This window comes from Gracilibacillus massiliensis (assembly GCF_001458115.1).
GTDB lineage: Bacteria > Bacillota > Bacilli > Bacillales > Amphibacillaceae > Gracilibacillus > Gracilibacillus massiliensis.
In genome coordinates this window covers 1,304,702-1,322,044 of the sequence record NZ_CZRP01000013.1, presented here as the reverse complement: position 1 = coordinate 1,322,044, position 17,343 = coordinate 1,304,702, and the positions used below count along the sequence as shown (strand labels likewise).

Genomic DNA, 17,343 nt, shown 5'->3' with positions numbered 1-17,343 from the left:
TTACCGTTGTTTACTGATCAGGCGACCATACATTATAACGACAACTGCTATTATTTAATCGATACGCCTGGTCATGTTAATTTTTCACTAGAAATTACAGGAACCCAGGCGGAGGATGAAATGCACTGTCTGTAAATGTGGTGATTATTAACTTAGAGGAGGAATATTTTATGGTCTATCAAAAAGTGAATTGGGGTATTATCGGATGTGGCGATGTGACAGAAGTGAAAAGTGGACCAGCCTTTCAAAAAGTTGAAAATTCAGAGTTGGTGGCTGTTATGAGAAGAACGGGTGAACTAGCTAAAGATTATGCGAAGAGACACCATGTTCCAAAGTGGTACGATGATGCCGATGCACTTATTAACGATCCTAATGTCGACGCTGTTTATATTGCAACACCTCCTGGGTTACATAAAGAATATACGATTAAAGTTGCTAAAGCAGGCAAGCCAGTTTATGTAGAAAAGCCGATGGCACTTAACTTGGCAGAATGTAAAGAAATGATCACAGCTTGCAATGAAGCTAGTGTTCCTTTGTATGTCGCTTATTACCGTAGGGCTCAACCTCGATTTCTGAAAATAAAAGATTTGTTGGAAAACAATGAGATCGGAGAGATTCGTTTTGTATCCACCACCCAATATCAAAAAGCAACGGAAGACGTGAAGGACGCCGATCATCTCCCGTGGAGGCTACAACCTGAGTTGTCAGGGGGTGGACTGTTTTTTGATTTGGCCAGCCATACGCTGGATTTATTAGATTTCTTTTTGGGACCTATAAAGCATGCTCAAGGTTTTGCTTCCAATCAGGCAGGCCATTATCAAGCGGATGATATTGTCACGGGTAACTATCAATTCGAATCGGGAGTACATGGGGTCGGTAATTGGTGTTTTTCTGCATTTGAGGATGTAGATGTAAATGAAATTGTAGGAAGTAAAGGGAAAATCACCTTTTCTACGTTTGGAAATTCGCCAGTTATTTTGACAACGACTAGTGGAACAAAAGAATGGAATTTTGAATCACCTCAGCATGTTCATCAACCTCTCGTCGAACAGATTATATCAGAATTAACGGGAAGTGGTGTACAAGCCTCAAGCACTGGAATTACGGCTGCGAGAACCAATTGGGTCATGGATGAATTAACTAGAAGACCCCCTTTACTTTGATCAAAGAAACGAAGTGGGGGATAAACGGACGCTAGTTTCTTAATATTTTTCGTTAACAAGCAGTGGGAGTTTCAAACCCCCACTGCTTGTTATTAACCAAAGCAAGAGAGTTATTTTTTCCAAAGAATATACAGTAGCACAAGCATCACAATATCTAATCTTGCTTCAAATGCAAATTGAAATATTCCGGAAGCAAGTAGAGGTATTTTTGTTAGAATTAACGCAGTAATCATAATGATTAGTAACGGAACAACTGCTCTTTTCACATAGTAATTAAAAATGATAAATAGACCTGCTACTAATTCGGTAATACCTACAATTAAAACTGCCATTTCAGGAAAAGGAATACCCAAATTAGCAAACACACCAGTAAAATCGCTAATGACCAATTTCATGAGAGCAGAGGTGATAAAGACATATCCGACCACATATCTAATAAGTTGGTGGGACGATACAGGTTTAGTCATAATCAAGCTCCTTATTAGTTGATATTCTATATGTATGCAATCGATCGGACAAACTATGCAAAAGAGTAGATTTTTTTCAGTGAAAGCTCTCTTTTAGTTTCTTTACGTTAAACGTCAATTAATGACAGCATTTTACTGCCTAGCTTTAAATTAACCTATAACTGATATATAATAATAGTAGGTTGTTTTTTTACGTGAAAATACTACATCTAAAATGAAAACGGATAAAAAATTCTACAAATCTATTTATATAAGGAAGGTAACTATGAGTGACACACATAAGCAAACAGACGTTATTTTAATTGGTGCAGGTATTATGAGTGCGACATTAGGATCGATGTTAAAAGAACTAGCGCCAGATTGGGACATTACTGTGTTTGAAAAGCTTGGAAGTGCAGGAGAAGAAAGCTCCAATGAATGGAATAATGCTGGAACGGGTCATTCAGCGCTTTGTGAGCTCAACTACACGAAAGAATTGCCAGATGGATCGATCGATATTAGTAAAGCATTAAAAGTCAATGAAGAATTTCAGGTTTCGAAACAGTTTTGGGCACATCTCGTAAATAGCAATCTAATAAGTAATCCGCAAGACTTTATTATGCCTTTACCACATATGAGTCTTGTACAAGGACAAAAGAACGTTAATTTTCTAAAAAACCGCTTTGAAGCGTTAGTAAACAACCCATTGTTTAAAGGAATGGAATATACAGAGGATACGAAAGAGTTAACGGAATGGATGCCACTGATCATGCAGGAAAGACAGCAAGGTGTTCCGATTGCCGCAACCAAAATTGACTCTGGGACTGACGTTAATTTTGGTGCATTGACACGTAAGTTATTTGAGCATTTAGAGGAGCAAAATGTTAACGTTCAATATAAACATCAAGTGGACAATCTCACGCAGACAAGTGATGGTTCTTGGCAAGTAAAAGTACGTAATGTGGACACTGGGAACGTGGAGCAACACACTGCTAAATTTGTCTTTCTTGGAGCAGGTGGTGGTAGTCTCCATCTATTACAGAAATCTGGTATACCGGAAGGAAAACACATCGGTGGTTTTCCAGTGAGTGGTCTCTTTTTGTCATGTAACAATCCTGACGTAGTCGAGCAACACCATGCTAAAGTATATGGCAAAGCAAAAGTAGGAGCACCACCAATGTCTGTTCCTCATCTTGATACGAGATTTATTGATAACAAAAAGTCATTATTATTTGGACCATATGCTGGCTTCTCACCGAAATTCCTAAAAACAGGATCGATGATGGATTTGATTAGCTCTGTTAAACCTAATAACCTTTTTACAATGTTATCGGCGGGTGCTAAGAATATGCCATTAACAAAATATTTGGTGGAGCAAGTGATGTCTTCAAAAGAGCAGCGAATGGAAGAATTACGTGAATTTGTCCCAAATGCTAAAAGTGAAGATTGGGATATCGTAGTTGCAGGCCAACGTGTGCAAGTAATCAAAGATACCGATGATGGAAAAGGTACCCTGCAATTTGGTACCGAAGTAGTAAACTCAGAAGATGGTTCGATTGCGGCATTGTTAGGTGCTTCTCCAGGTGCATCTACCGCCGTCTCCGTCATGTTGGAAGTAATGGAGAACTGTTTCCCTGATCATATTAAAGAGTGGGAGCCTAAAATCAAAAAAATGATTCCATCTTACGGTGTAAGATTGTTAGATCATCCAGAACTTATCGAAGAAATACATGTAACAACATCTGACACATTAGGTCTAGAGCGTGAAATATAAGAAAAAAACCGAACTTCACTGTTCGGTTTTTTTGTGGTAGCTCGTTCAAATTATGCTTCACGGGATAACTACTTCGCTTCACTGGATACCACTCTCCCTTAACGGGATAATTAGACTTATCCCGTCAAACGAGCTATATATCCCGTGAAGAAAATACTATCGGTAAATAATTACCATTTTTGTACTATTGTGTTTCGAATTTAAGCTTTTCTTCTATAATAAATGAAGAATAGCAAACCTGTAAGCAGTACAACTAATCCAGCTAATAGATAATTGTAGCTGTTCGTTGCCGTGTCTGGAAGCTGATTTTGACTTTGCTCAGCTGAAGGTTGTTCTTCATCTCCCGTTTCGTCTTCACTATTCTCGATTTCAAAGACGGTAAATGTACTAAAGTGATCGGTTTCCACCGTCACAACACCATCCTGATAATTTCCGCCAACTAATTCCCATTCTTCTGTTTCAGGGTTCCAATAAAATACTTTTACATGATCAGGGTTCGTAACATTGCTTGTATCCACTTTAAATGAAAGTGTAACATTAGCATCAAACTGGCTGATTTCTTGGTTACCCTGGATAATTTTAAAGTCGTATACAGCACTTAACGCATCTTCAATGTCTTTCATTTTTTGAAGGGTGATTTCTACTGCTTCGTTACCGTTTGTAAAATTAGATGCAGCTATTTGAATACTTACATCTTGTTTGTTAATGGTAATAACAGCATTTTGCTTTTTAAGCTGCTGTACTTGATCTTTAGAGAATAAAATGGATACAGTACCATCCTCATCACTTAAGTCAATAATCAATTCACCATTTTCTTTAACTTGTTCAACTATGTCATCTTTCACCGTTGCTTGCTTATCTTTTACTGTCGGCTTTGTGATGACTGGATCTGTTGTATTTGGCCGTTCCGGATCCTTTGGTGTTTCAGGATCTTTCGGTTCTTCAGGTGTTGGTTCTGGTTGATCGGATGCCAATAGTGTTAGCTCACCAAATACGGTGGTATCTTGGTATCCCACCCCAGAAGTGTCATTCCAAGTTGCTGCGCTTTGGCGTGCTCCGTCAACGGCATCATTGATTTGTACATCAAAACCGATTGTATGATCTTTCTCAGGTGTAACGGTTTTAAATGGAATCTTCAATTCGACCGTGTAGCTACTCCCGGATTGATGTGTAGACGATTCAAAGCCTTCTGCAATTGCTTCAGGGTTAAAGGATGTTTCATTGTCAAAATTTACACGATACTGACCATCGTCGTCTTCATAAGAAGGAGTTTTTCCATTATTCTCATCGACAAAGACTTCAATGGAATCTTGTTCCCAAGGATTTTCATTGGATTTGTCAAAGCTTGAGTCGTTAACCTCCACTAAAACATATAAATTTTCTTCATCCCATAATGCTTTAGCAGTTCCTGTTGAACCTGACCATGCGGTCTGATAACGATTGACCGGAAGTTCAGCTGCCTCGCTCCATACTTCATCAATATCTCCATCAATGACAGGTGTTCCATAGGAAGCTTCACCTTGATTAACTTCTTGTTCAATTGGATCATAATTTTCAATAAACGTATCAGGGTCTACGACAGCGTAGTATGCAGGCTTTGCTTGTAAGTCTTTGTCAAATAATAATGGACTTTGCTCTGCTCGCCAACTGGTTGCATCGTTTAGTCCCCAGAAGGTGACACGAGAAATGTGATCAGCGTGTTCTTTGTATAGTTGAAATAATTGAGCATATAAATAGGCTTGTGCATTTGCTTCTTCCTCTGTCTGCTCATTATTACTTCCACCTGTGATATCAAGCTCTGTCACACCGACTTCTACACCAAGGGAAATGAATTTTTCCATGGAACTTCTTACATTCTCCGGATTTGTATTTAAGTTATAGTGTGCTTGCATACCAATTCCATCGATAAGCAGCTCACCATTGTTTTCTGCTGCATAATCTTCATTAATTTCTTTGACCATTTGATAAATGGCCTCTGCTTTGTTTTGATTATCATCATTATAATCGTTGTAATAAAGTTTAATATCCCAGCCATTTTCATCAATGACTTCTTTGGCTGCCTTGAAGGATTCTTCAATAAAGTCTGTTCCGACTGCATGATACCAGCCTGATTGACGCAGGGATGCTTTCCAGTCAGATGGATTTGGAGGGTTGTCATTCATTGCTTCATTAACTACATCCCAAGAAATCACATCATCACCGAAATGTTCTACCGTTGTTTTAATATGGTTTCGTAAGTTTGCTAGCGCTTCTTCCCTTTCTAATGGATTACCATCTTCGTCAGAGTGTAATCTTTCATTGGATTGCTGGTGCCATACCAACACATGACCATGGATGTTTAATCCTTCATTCAATGCTTTCTGTACAAGATCATCTTCTGCATCAAAATTAATTTCGCCATTTTCATCATAAGCATAGCTTGGTTTCATTGCGTTTTCGGCTGTAACCAGATTATGGTGCATGTTTAAAAGTTCGAGTCTTTTTCCTTCAAATTCACCGGCAGAAACAGCATTTCCTATCAAGAAGTCATCTTTGTAGACATCTTTAATAGGTTGTAAGTCTTTTTCGATTTCGACGACGCCTGAATCCGTTGGTTCAAAAGAAACGTCATCAATGTAAAAGGTATCCGAACTATTTGAGCTTTCTACATAAATAGTTAAGTGCTCGCCTCCAATACTGCTATAACGGTAAGTGCCTTCCAATTTAACCCAGCCATCTTCTTTGGAAACGGTTGTTCCCTGGATGTTGTTGTAGCTTGCTCCATCACCTTCTCCTACTTGTGTGGATAGTTGTAATTCTGCAGAATCAGGAGAAATCAATTTAACCCATGCAGAAATATTATATTCCTGTCCCTGATCTACGTATTCCTCCACTCGCAGTGACGGACCATGCCATGTATCCCCTCGGTCTTCCACCTTAAGTGCATAAGCACCGTTTTCTGTATGATTTGCCTCATCGGTGATCGTTAACGTTTCCTCGCCGTTTCTACCTTCAAAACCACTTAGTGCTTGGTCTTCAAAATCAATCGTGGTGAATTCCTTTGCTTCAGGTCTGTCTGGATTTGGTTCTTCTTCCTCTTCCTCTTCTTCTGTAGTACCTTCTCCTGTAATTAGGATGTTCCCGATATGAAATGGTACTTCGCTGCCTGGATCATTTGATTGAATACGAAGAGCAGAATCAACACTTGTATCAACAGTATATTGTCCTGTTAACGTAAAAGCTTGTCCAGCAACATAATCGGCAGACAGATACAAACCATTATAGCTGTCAACATTTTGTAATAAAGCTTGTGCGTCGTCAGGAACCGTTACCTCTTCATTCACATAACCATTCACAGTAATCGTGTAAGTCTTACCATTTTCCATCCCTACATCAGTAAAAGGTATATCGATCCCGTCATAGTTATTACTTCTATTCGTAACATGGACAGTTTTACCATTATCATTTCCTTCAAAAACAACGTCAGATGCAGGTTGTAATTGTGCGTTCCCTGCTTGTGTAGCTATTCCTAACCCATTTTCAAAGGTTTCATTGTAAATTACTTCACTATCATTTGGCTCGTCCTCTGGATCAGAATCCACCTCAGGCTGAGGTCCGCCGATCCAATCTGCAATCTCCTCTATGGTCGTATCTATCTTTACATAGTGACGTCCCACAGCATACTCACCATCATCTGGATATCCTACTTTAAATGCATAGGAGATACCATTTGCTTCATTGACTTCTTTGGTCACTTCATTATAGCTGCCATAAGGATATGCCATAAGAGCGGGATCTTCACCAGTAATACTTTTTAGATAAGTATTTGACTCGGAAATTTCTTGCTCGGCTTGTTCTCTTGTAATTTCACTTACTCTACTGCCATCCATGCCCCAAAGATCAGGATCATGTGATTGCGTGTGATTTTGTAGACTAACATGTTCTTTATCTACTAAACTTTTTAACTGCTCCTCAGACATACCGGCATCTCCGTCAATCCAGTCAGAGATAACAAACAAAACAGCATTCATATTATAATTCTCTAGGATAGGAAGTGCATTGGTGATAAAATCTGGAGTTGCATCATCAAAGGTTAACAAAATAGGATTTTCAGGAGCTTCCTCATTCCCTTTCATGATGCTTACATATTGTTCCGCTGTTAAGGTGTTGTAACCAGCATCATTAAGATATTTCATTGTTTTCTCAAATTTCTCAATGCTGGTATCTGTCCACTCATTGGATGGGTTTTCGACTATTTTGTGGTATAACAGTACAGGAATATCCGGTGTCTCTGCTGCTTTAGCAACTGATGGTATGATTGCTGGTTGAATAACTAACATACATACAAGAAATAATGAAACCATTTTTTTAAAATTACTATTCATTGTTTGCATTCCTCCAAATAATATATTTACTTTAATAAAGCGCTTCCAACCTCCTTCCACTTTTGATTGTAACGGTTACTTTTAGAATCTATAACCCTTAAAATAAAGGTGATTCTTTGAAAATTTAATATGTTTTGAAAAAAGTTAGGGATAATAAATAAAAAAACTAGATAGAAGTCATAACTCTACCTAGTTTTTATACTATATTGATTTTTCAATGACGAACACATTATAGAATGGCCAGAATTAAAAACTGACTAAATCTACAAATCTGCTTTTACAGCTTTATTGATAACAGCATATGCTATAACAAATCCAGAGACACCAAGAATAATAGGTACGAAAACAAAAGAAAATAGATTTGTTCCATTGTCTGTTGATGAAGATAAGATCGCGACAATAAGGATAGATGAAATGACGGTTGCGGATACGGAATGTTTTATCATTCCAAAAAGTAACGGGATCAATGACATTCCAGCACACGCTATGGAAATTACAAATATATGAATAGCTTTTTCCATTAATAGATCTTGCGTCAGTGGAGCTGAAATATAATGAAGGTTCGTATTTAGATAATAAAAGCTTAAAAACACTATAATATTAGACATACTTACAAAGAAAAAAGTGATGAAGCTTATAATCGTCAATTTTGATAAAAGTATTTTTTTGCGGTTAACCGGGTACATAAATAACACGGTAATGGTTTTATCTTTGAACTCTTCTATGATCATACTTGAGAGTAAAACAGATGCATATATGACACTAGCCGCTACTACAAACATTTCAATTAACATGAATACACTCTCATAACTTGTTAAGAATTCTGAAGCAGCTTCAGGATCAATTCCGAGTAGGAGTAGTAAGCTGATAATACCGAGATTGATACCTATAAAACTGAGTAAAACACTTCCAACCTTCATTTTTTTGATTTCCAATTTTATAAGATTAAGCATCCGTTTTACCCCCTTTAATTAATTGTAAGAAGTAGTCCTCTAGCGATTGATTCCTTTTATTAATCGAACCAATTTCTATTTCGTTTTTAACCATGGCATGAATGATATCGTTTTGAGAAACTTGGTTATCATATATATGGATTAAGCCATCTTTTTCTTTCACCTTAAAATGAGTCACATTCAATTCATGCTCTAAAACAAAAGCAGCTTTTGAATAATCCGTAATAAACAGTTCTAAGTGATCTACATGTTTTTTGCGGATCTTATCCATGGAAGACTCTTCTATTAAATTGCCGTTCCGTATAACGCCAATCGTATCTGCTACCTGTTCTATTTCACCGAGAATATGACTGGAAATTATCAGAGTGATGCCATATTGTCTGCTAAGCTTTAAAAATAAGTCGCGTAAGTCGCGTATTCCAAGAGGATCTAGTCCATTAACTGGTTCATCTAATATAAGTAACTCTGGTTTAGTAATGATTGCGCGTGCAATGGCTAATCTTTGCTTCATTCCGAGGGAAAAATCTCTAACTAATTTGCGTTCCAAGTTAACGAGATTGACTAATTCTAATGTCTCAGATATGGATGCCTTATTATAATAACCCATATATTCACAATGAAGCTCGAGGTTTTTTTGGGCTGTCAGTTTTTCATAGAATATTGGGTATTCTATAATACTCCCCATTCTTTTTAAAACTTCAAAAGAGGAAGGTAGTAACTTTTTTCCTAAGATCTCTATCTCTCCTTCCGTCGGTTTTACTAGATTTGTGATCATTTTCATAACAGTAGTTTTACCAGCACCGTTAGGTCCAAGAAATCCATAAATTTCCCCTTTTCGGACATTCATATTTACATTTGATACAACTTCGTTCCCTTGATATGTTTTCGTTAACTTGTGTGTTCTAAGAATATATTGCATACTTATTGCCTCCTTGTGGGTATGATGTAACTATATCAAAGGGAAATGTCTTTTTTCTTACATAATTCTTAAGAAATTCTTAAGCTTCCTAGGTGAATTTAAATTTTTGGAAATATAAGGGTGAAGGTCGTTTGGTGATAAGGTGTGCTAGAGAATTTAATCTCGCCATTCATTTGATCGACTAGCCGCTTGGCGATTGTAAGGCCGAGCCCACTTCCTTCCACAGAAGAATTTCTGGCATCCCCTGCTCTGTACAAGCGTTCGAAAATTTGGTGATATTCGGTTGGGTGAATACCTTTTCCGCTGTCCCAAATATCTATACATACCGAATTATCTTTTTGATACAAGGCTAAACCGATTTCTTTTCCGTCTTTTCCATATTTAATCGCATTTGATAATAAATTATTCAAGACTCTTTCTAGGGAAGATAGATCTGCCTTAATATAAAACGGCTCCTTAGGGATCTCTAGTATTACTTCAAAACCTTTGCTCGTTAAAATATCATAGTATCCGATCATTACTTTTCGGCAAGTTTCATTGATGTGAATCTGATCCATTGCTAATTTCCAGTCACCTGATTCAAGTTTTGCCAAATCGAAAAATTTATTAATTAAGCTCGCTAATTCGATCACTTTTCCATGCACCTTTTCCAATAGTGCATCACGCTCTTGAGAGGAATCGTGTTTATCATGTTGAATCGTCTCTATATATCCCAAAATTACGGTGAGCGGTGTTTTTAAGTCATGTGAAATATTAGATAACATTCGATTCATCGACATTTTTATTCGATAATTGTCAGCTATGTAAGATTGATGGTAATCAAGCAGTCGATTAATTTCTACTAATAGTTCTCTAAGTTGCATGTCGTCGGTTCTTAATAAAATCCGTTCAGATGAATGGTTGGCTTGGATAGTAGTAATCTTTTCTGAAAGATAACGTAGGTTTTCGTTGTACATTCTTTTTGCCCGAAATTGCTGATAAATTATGATAAGTAGAAAAAGGATAATACCTATTAAAATATAAATCATGAATTCAACTCCATTTTATATCCAATTCCCCAGATGGTTTTTATGTAGGTTGGTGCAGATGGGTCATCTTCAATTTTTTTTCGAAGTCTTCTAATATGCACATTGATCACATTATCATCTTCGTAATATGTATCTTTCCAGACCCTTTCAAAAAGTTGCCCTTTGGTAAACACTTGGTTTGGGTTGGTTGCTAATAAACTAAGGATTTGAAATTCCTTTGCAGTCAAATTCATTTTTTCGCCTTTCTTTAATACGTAGAAATTATCCAAGTCAATGATTAGATCAAATACTTCTACTCTGTTTGCTTGTAACTTTGACGGTGAATATTGATTGGAACGTCTTAAAGCCGCTTTAATTCGTGCTGTCATTTCAATTAATGAAAAAGGCTTTCCGATATAATCATCTGCACCGACGCCTAGTGCTAGTGCTTTATCAACATCGCTATCTTTAGCAGACATAATAAGAATTGGTATCATACTCTCTTTCCTGATTTTTTTTAAGATATCTATTCCATCGGTAGCAGGTAACATTAAATCAAGGATAACTAAATCAACTTGTTCTTGAGAGAAAAACTGAATAGCATCAAGACCATCAAATGCTGAAACAACTCGGTAGCCCTCTTTGGTTAAATGCTTAGCAACTATTTCATGAATCTGATGGTCATCTTCAACTAGTAAGATTGTATCGCTCAAATTACTTCCCCCTTGCCATTTTTCTATTAATTATATTTATTATATACTCAACTTTCGCAGCTAGAAAAAAGCATTAAATATAACTAGCTGTAAAGCATGTCACTGTTTAAATATGGTCATTGACAATCGAAATAGGTATAAAAAAACACCTCAACTTTTGGTATAGTGTAATTGACTAGAAAACACTACCAATACAGAAGAGGTGTCTCCTATATGATAGCGAATAATGACCAAAATAATCAACTACCAAATGAACTTTCTTCCATCTTTAAAGAATTAAACGTGTATAAGCATCTTAGAAAAGCTGGTATTACAAAGTCTGTCGGCTTTACTTGTGCCTATCTTTTTCAATTGATTTTTTGTTTGATCTTTGAAAATAAGAACTGGTATCAAGTACTTCAAAGTAACAAAGCGAATGATTGTCCAGAGAAGAATGCCGTCTATCGCTTTTTAAACAAATCTACCTTTGCTTGGAGAAGGTTTTTATTATTTCTAAGCGCTCATACCATTGGAAAAGTAACCAACTTAACGCGTCATGATCGCCCCAAAGTATTGATTGTAGATGATTCTTCGTATGATCGTAACCGCAGTAAATCGGTTGAATTATTAGCTCGCTGTTTTGACCATGCATCCCAAAAAATGCGCTTTTATAAAGGGTTTCGTATGCTTACGCTTGGTTGGTCAGATGGTGCCACATTCATTCCAGTGGACTTTTCTTTATTAAGCTCGAAGAAAAGCCAAATTAATGGCATATCATCAAAAGTTGATAAACGTAGTTCCGGTTATAAACGCAGAGTAGAAGCATTACAAACCGCACCTGAGCAAATACCAGGTATGGTGGAACGCGCGATGAATGCCGGTATCGATGCTTCCTATGTGCTGATGGACTCTTGGTTCACGTATCAGCCTCTCGTTAAGGAGATAAAAGAGCAAGGACTCGATGTCATTGGCATGGTAAAGAACTTGAAACAGCGTTACCTTGTGAATGGCCAACGTGTAAGCTTAAAGGAACTATATCGTTTTGCGAAACCAACAGATGGAAAGAAAGGCATTCTTCGTTCGATTCATACCACACAAGCGAATGGCGTTCCTATTAAAGTTGTCTTTGTTCGTAATCGAAATAAAAAGAGTGAATGGTTAGCTATTCTAAGCACCGATTGTACACTTAGTGATCAAGAAATCATTCGTATTTATGGGATGCGATGGGACATTGAAGTTTTTTTCAAAACAACAAAATCTCTCTTAAAACTTCAAAAAGAGTTCCAAAGTCGTTCGTATGACGGCTTAATTAGTCATACGACCATCGTATTCACACGATATATTGTTCTCTCGTGGCAAAACCGATGTAGCACAGACGAGCGAACACTTGGCGGCATGTTTTATGAATTATGTGATGAAGTTAGTGATCTCGATTGGGCTGTGGCACTTCAGCAGTTGATCGAGCTTCTTGAAGATGCCTTGAAAATGAGCAACAAAAAGGTACAAAAATTAATCAAAAGTCAAGTCCAACAATGGATTGCAGGCTTACCCAGCTATATCAGGGCTTACCTGCCTATTTCAGTGTGCGAAAGTTGAGTTATATAATAAAAACCTTTCTATTTCTTTCCATTTCGCTTATGAGATAAGGTTTGTGATTGTTAGACTTCACAGGATTGCAGTAAAAATATTCTAGCCTTATAATATAGTCGTAATTAATATCAGCGTAATACATATAAATTTTTCTTTATTAAGGAAGGGACAGGGCACATGGACATCAAATTAAATTCGAAAATCATAAAAGAATTGTGCGGAACGATCTCCTTCAAAAGAGGAAGCGCTTTTTATCGAGCAAATAAAGTAGCGATTGAAACGTATACTTCAGATAGATGTGAAGCAACGGTTGCAGCTACAGAAGATTTCCATGTCACCATTGAAAGTAAGGATGGTGGAGACTTTCGAACGGAATGTACGTGTCCGACATTGCCTTCCTTTCAAAATGATTGTCAGCATATCGCAGCTGTTTTGCTTATGATTCATGAATACCAGCGTAAAGGAATTATACCTCAAGTTGATACATCTACAAATCAAAATTTGACGGAAGGACTAATGAACATTTTTCAAAAAGGTCCTACTCGCGGGAGCGGTCAGCAGCGTCATTTCGAAAATCGTCAACAACTTAATTTAGTATTTACGTGTAAACCCATGACCATAGATAAACAACAATATCTGTTCGGAATTGAAATACATATTGGACCGATTAAAATTAAAAACATTCGGAATTTCCTGACACAAGTGAAAAAGGGACAACCATGTCAGTTATCACGGTTATTTCGTTATGATCCTGCTTCACATTATTTTCAAAAAGAAACAGATGCTGTTATTCAACAGCTAATTCATGTAATACGAGATGAGCAAATTTATCTTGATGCTCTAGAACAAGCGGATGAAGCTATCGATACAGATATTTTATTAGTGCCACCATCTTCAGGAGAACGACTAATTCCTCTTCTAACAACTGCACCACTTGTGAAATTAGAACATCAAGGCAAAACATTTGAGGGCCTTCCTATAATAAATGCGCCATTGCCATTAACGTTTAATTTTTCAGAAACGGATGAAGGGGAAGTTGAACTGAAAATAAAAGGATTGAACAAGATGGTTGTAATGAATGCATATCGTCTTGTTTTACATAATGGAAAATTAATGAAGTTGGATAAAGAACAAAACGAACAATTGTCCAATCTTAAGCAGATGCTGACTACATCAAGAACAGACCGAATTCCGATTCCGCCAGAACAAATGAATGCTTACATGGAAAAAGTTGTTCCAGGTTTGAGAAAGTTGGGAGAGGTAACATTAGCTCGTACAATAAGAGACCAATTTGAAAAAACGCCGTTAATTGCAAAGCTGTATCTCGACCGAGTCAAAAACCGTCTGCTCGCCGGTCTTGAATTTCATTACGAGTCTATTATCATTCATCCATTGGAACAGGACGAAATAACTAACGTGCCTATGCTAGTTCGCGATACAGAGAAGGAAAATGAGATATTGAAGTTGATGGATAACAGTGGCTTTGCCAAAACAGAAGGCGGTTATTTTATCCATAATGAAGAATTGGAATATGAATTCTTACAACATTTTATACCTGAATTGCAAGGTCTTGTCCAAATATATGCCACTACTGCTGTAAGAAATCGAATTTTCAGAGAGAAATCCCATCCGAAAATCAGGGTGAAATTAAGAAGAGAAAGAACAAATTGGCTTGAATTTAAGTTTGAAATGCAGGGTATTCCAGATCAGGATATTCGAGAACTGTTACAGGCGCTAGAAGAAAAGCGCAAATACTATCGATTGCGTAATGGATCGTTGATGTCTTTGGAAACAAAAGAATTTGAAGAAATTAGACGTTTTTTAAATACCGTTCCTGCTCAAGATGATGACCTGGAAAACGGCCTGCAGGTACCAATTATTAAAGGTCTAAGGTTACTAGATGTTGTCGATGATCGCAACACTTTTACAATAGAAGAAACATTCCGAACCTTTTTAGACAAACTTAAAAATCCAAACGAAGAAGCATATGAGGTCCCGGAAGGATTATCAACGGTATTGAGGGACTATCAAAAACATGGCTACAGATGGATGAAAACAATGGCGAGCTATCGATTTGGCGGGGTCCTTGCAGATGATATGGGATTAGGAAAAACCATACAAAGCATCGCATTTATTTTGTCAGAACTTGAAGATATTCGAGGGCAGCAACGTCCAGCATTAATCGTGTGTCCCTCTTCGTTGACTTATAATTGGTTCAATGAAATGAGTAGATTTGCTCCGAATCTGAATGTGATCATTATCGATGGTACGAAAGTGGAACGCAAGCTTTTACAAAATGAAATAAAGGGTATCGATGTGATTATTACTTCCTATCCACTGTTGCGTAGAGATATCGACTGGTATGCTAAGCAAACCTTTCATACTGCTATTTTTGATGAGGCACAGGCTTTTAAGAATCCGCACACCCTAACAGCAAAAGCAGTGAAGAAAATAGAAGCTGACTATCGATTTGCTTTGACGGGCACTCCAGTAGAGAATTCATTGGAAGAACTATGGTCGATCTATTATGTAGTATTACCTGAACTTTTCCTTGGATTAAAAGAATTTAGTAACTTAACAAGGTCGAAAATATCTAGAAGAGTGCGTCCTTTTATGCTGCGCAGAAAAAAAGAAGATGTACTTGAAGAACTTCCTAAGAAAATAGAATCGATAGAATCCATGGAATTACTTCCTGAACAAAAGAAATTATATGCCGCCTATTTGGCGAAATTAAGACATGATACGTTAAAGCACTTAGATAAAGATACATTACGAAAAAATCGCATTAAAATTCTTGCTGGGTTAACCCGATTACGACAGATCTGTTGTCATCCATCGCTATTTGTAGATGGATATAAAGGAGAATCGGCTAAATTTGAACAATTGAAACAAATCTTAGAAGAATCACAACTTGCAGGAAGAAGGGTACTGATTTTTTCACAATTCACCAAAATGCTGAAGTTGATTGGAAATGAATTAGCAAGACAAGGACTTTCTTTCTTTTACCTTGATGGGCAAACTCCATCAGAGGAACGAGTGGAAACGTGTCATCGGTTTAATGAAGGAGAGCGAGACTTGTTTTTAATTTCCTTGAAGGCTGGTGGTACAGGTCTTAATTTAACTGGTGCCGATACGGTAATCTTATACGATATTTGGTGGAATCCGGCAGTCGAGGCACAAGCTGCTGACCGTGCACATAGAATAGGTCAACAGAATGAGGTGCAGGTGATCAAATTAGTTGCCCATGGTACTATTGAGGAAAAAATGAATGCACTGCAAGAGAAAAAGAAACATCTCATAGAAGAGATCGTTGATACGAAAGCACACACGCTATCAACACTCACTGATGAAGATATTAAAGAGATATTAATGGTCTAAAGAGTAGCAGCCTTACAGGTTGCTACTTATTTATTTCTCTATGAGTAGATTTTTCATTTTTGTAAATGATAAGGGATGAAAAAATAGGGAGGAATCTATATGCCAATTCAAAACGGTCATGAAATCGAACAGTTAGCAAAAACATCCTTACAATTAGAAGAAGCAACACGTAACGCTCGAAATTCTGCAGACTCTCAAGTGATTGAAGAATTGCAGCAACAATTACGTGAGGTACAAGGTCAAATTCAAGATGCACGAGGAAAAGCGATAAACGGAAGTGGTACCTCGACGGAACCGCTTTTTGAAGCACAAGTTCGCGTAGAAGAATGCCAACATACTTTACAAAGAGCACTAGTGAATGTAAAAGCAGGGCAAGACAATATTTCACCGTGATAATGGTCGCGGTGAAACATTTTTGTATAATACCCCAGAAGTCTCCCGATATATATTTGAGAAAGGTGATGGTTATGAGAGATTCTAAGATAAAAGAAACCTTAGCCGTGAAAGTTAGTCATGTGTTTCCACCGGATACGAACAATCATGGAACCCTTTTTGGCGGGAAATTAATGAGTTATATTGATGATATTGCTTCTGTATCTGCGATGCGACATGCCAGAAGTCTTGTTGTTACCGCCTCAACGGACTCCGTAGATTTCTTAGCACCAATTCGCACAAATCAGTCCGTCTGTTTAGAATCATTTGTTACATGGACAGGTACCAGCTCGATGGAGGTATTTGTCAAAGTCTTGGCAGAAAATCTAATCACAGGAGAACGAACAATTGCAGCTACCGCATTTTTAACTTTTGTTGCAGTAGATGAAGACGGACAATCCGTTCCTGTTCGCAAAGTTATACCGGAAACAGAGGAGGAAAAGCATTTACATGAAACTGCTAAAATTAGGGTGGAAGAGCGAAAAAAACGAAGAAAGGCAAGCAAGGAATTAGCAAGTTTTATTCCTATGAAAAAACCCTGGGAATAAAATTTGCTGTTAGGGTTACTTTCTGTAGAATTTTCGACAAAATCGCCATCAATCAGTATACTGTAGTTAAAAAATGA

12 protein-coding genes are annotated in these 17,343 nt (G+C 37.3%); 6 read left to right on the top strand and 6 right to left on the bottom strand.

Features of this window, described 5'->3' with window-relative positions:
• Positions 1-170: 170 nt before the first annotated feature.
• Positions 171-1,163 carry a Gfo/Idh/MocA family protein gene (locus BN3107_RS18015; protein ID WP_058309004.1) on the top strand — a complete coding sequence of 331 codons (993 nt, stop codon included), beginning with the start codon at positions 171-173 and terminating at the stop codon, positions 1,161-1,163.
• A 110-nt stretch (positions 1,164-1,273) separates the two neighbouring features.
• On the opposite strand, the gene BN3107_RS18010 is transcribed toward BN3107_RS18015, so the two are convergent.
• Positions 1,274-1,630, bottom strand: a complete 357-nt coding sequence (locus BN3107_RS18010; protein ID WP_058309003.1) for a DoxX family protein — start codon at positions 1,628-1,630, stop codon at positions 1,274-1,276.
• 214 nt (positions 1,631-1,844) lie between these two features.
• Here BN3107_RS18010 and BN3107_RS18005 point away from each other — a divergent pair, with 214 nt between their 5' ends.
• A complete protein-coding gene (locus tag BN3107_RS18005; RefSeq protein ID WP_077065151.1) occupies positions 1,845-3,383 on the top strand; it encodes a malate:quinone oxidoreductase in 1,539 nt (512 codons plus the stop codon).
• Between the two features lie 200 nt (positions 3,384-3,583).
• On the opposite strand, the gene BN3107_RS18000 is transcribed toward BN3107_RS18005, so the two are convergent.
• The 5 genes from BN3107_RS18000 to BN3107_RS17980 all read right to left on the bottom strand — a co-directional run bounded on the left by BN3107_RS18000 (position 3,584) and on the right by BN3107_RS17980 (position 11,339).
• The gene (locus BN3107_RS18000; RefSeq protein ID WP_058309001.1) at positions 3,584-7,747 is read right to left on the bottom strand and encodes an endo-1,4-beta-xylanase; all 4,164 of its coding nucleotides are present in this window, start codon (positions 7,745-7,747) and stop codon (positions 3,584-3,586) included.
• Between the two features lie 263 nt (positions 7,748-8,010).
• A complete protein-coding gene (locus tag BN3107_RS17995) occupies positions 8,011-8,700 on the bottom strand; it encodes an ABC transporter permease (protein ID WP_058309000.1) in 690 nt (229 codons plus the stop codon).
• Positions 8,693-9,619: an ABC transporter ATP-binding protein gene (locus BN3107_RS17990; RefSeq protein WP_058308999.1), complete on the bottom strand. Its 927-nt coding sequence runs from the start codon at positions 9,617-9,619 to the stop codon at positions 8,693-8,695. Before BN3107_RS17990 ends, BN3107_RS17995 begins: the two co-directional genes overlap by 8 nt.
• A 98-nt stretch (positions 9,620-9,717) precedes the next feature.
• Complete coding sequence (locus BN3107_RS17985) at positions 9,718-10,647, bottom strand: sensor histidine kinase (protein ID WP_058308998.1); 930 nt, start codon at positions 10,645-10,647, stop codon at positions 9,718-9,720.
• A complete protein-coding gene (locus BN3107_RS17980) occupies positions 10,644-11,339 on the bottom strand; it encodes a response regulator transcription factor (protein ID WP_058308997.1) in 696 nt (231 codons plus the stop codon). Before BN3107_RS17980 ends, BN3107_RS17985 begins: the two co-directional genes overlap by 4 nt.
• 213 nt (positions 11,340-11,552) lie before the next feature.
• Between BN3107_RS17980 and BN3107_RS17975 the strand changes: the two genes are divergently transcribed.
• The 4 genes from BN3107_RS17975 (at position 11,553) to BN3107_RS17960 (ending at position 17,266) form a co-directional block, all read left to right on the top strand.
• Positions 11,553-12,914 carry an IS4 family transposase gene (locus tag BN3107_RS17975; RefSeq protein ID WP_058306262.1) on the top strand — a complete coding sequence of 454 codons (1,362 nt, stop codon included), beginning with the start codon at positions 11,553-11,555 and terminating at the stop codon, positions 12,912-12,914.
• A 171-nt stretch (positions 12,915-13,085) separates the two neighbouring features.
• Positions 13,086-16,286, top strand: a complete 3,201-nt coding sequence (locus BN3107_RS17970) for a DEAD/DEAH box helicase (RefSeq protein WP_058308996.1) — start codon at positions 13,086-13,088, stop codon at positions 16,284-16,286.
• Positions 16,287-16,385: 99 nt separating this feature from the next.
• A complete protein-coding gene (locus BN3107_RS17965; protein WP_058308995.1) occupies positions 16,386-16,679 on the top strand; it encodes a hypothetical protein in 294 nt (97 codons plus the stop codon).
• A gap of 74 nt (positions 16,680-16,753) precedes the next feature.
• Positions 16,754-17,266 carry an acyl-CoA thioesterase gene (locus BN3107_RS17960; RefSeq protein WP_058308994.1) on the top strand — a complete coding sequence of 171 codons (513 nt, stop codon included), beginning with the start codon at positions 16,754-16,756 and terminating at the stop codon, positions 17,264-17,266.
• Positions 17,267-17,343: the final 77 nt, after the last annotated feature.

Bases quoted from the DNA above. Each gene is read 5' to 3' on its own strand.
- BN3107_RS18015 (WP_058309004.1), top strand. From the start codon at position 171: ATGGTCTATCAAAAAGTGAATTGGGGTATTATCGGATGTGGCGATGTG.
- BN3107_RS18010 (WP_058309003.1), bottom strand. From the start codon at position 1,630: ATGACTAAACCTGTATCGTCCCACCAACTTATTAGATATGTGGTCGGA.
- BN3107_RS18005 (WP_077065151.1), top strand. From the start codon at position 1,845: ATGAAAACGGATAAAAAATTCTACAAATCTATTTATATAAGGAAGGTA.
- BN3107_RS18000 (WP_058309001.1), bottom strand. From the start codon at position 7,747: ATGAATAGTAATTTTAAAAAAATGGTTTCATTATTTCTTGTATGTATG.
- BN3107_RS17995 (WP_058309000.1), bottom strand. From the start codon at position 8,700: ATGCTTAATCTTATAAAATTGGAAATCAAAAAAATGAAGGTTGGAAGT.
- BN3107_RS17990 (WP_058308999.1), bottom strand. From the start codon at position 9,619: ATGCAATATATTCTTAGAACACACAAGTTAACGAAAACATATCAAGGG.
- BN3107_RS17985 (WP_058308998.1), bottom strand. From the start codon at position 10,647: ATGATTTATATTTTAATAGGTATTATCCTTTTTCTACTTATCATAATT.
- BN3107_RS17975 (WP_058306262.1), top strand. From the start codon at position 11,553: ATGATAGCGAATAATGACCAAAATAATCAACTACCAAATGAACTTTCT.
- BN3107_RS17970 (WP_058308996.1), top strand. From the start codon at position 13,086: ATGGACATCAAATTAAATTCGAAAATCATAAAAGAATTGTGCGGAACG.
- BN3107_RS17965 (WP_058308995.1), top strand. From the start codon at position 16,386: ATGCCAATTCAAAACGGTCATGAAATCGAACAGTTAGCAAAAACATCC.
- BN3107_RS17960 (WP_058308994.1), top strand. From the start codon at position 16,754: ATGAGAGATTCTAAGATAAAAGAAACCTTAGCCGTGAAAGTTAGTCAT.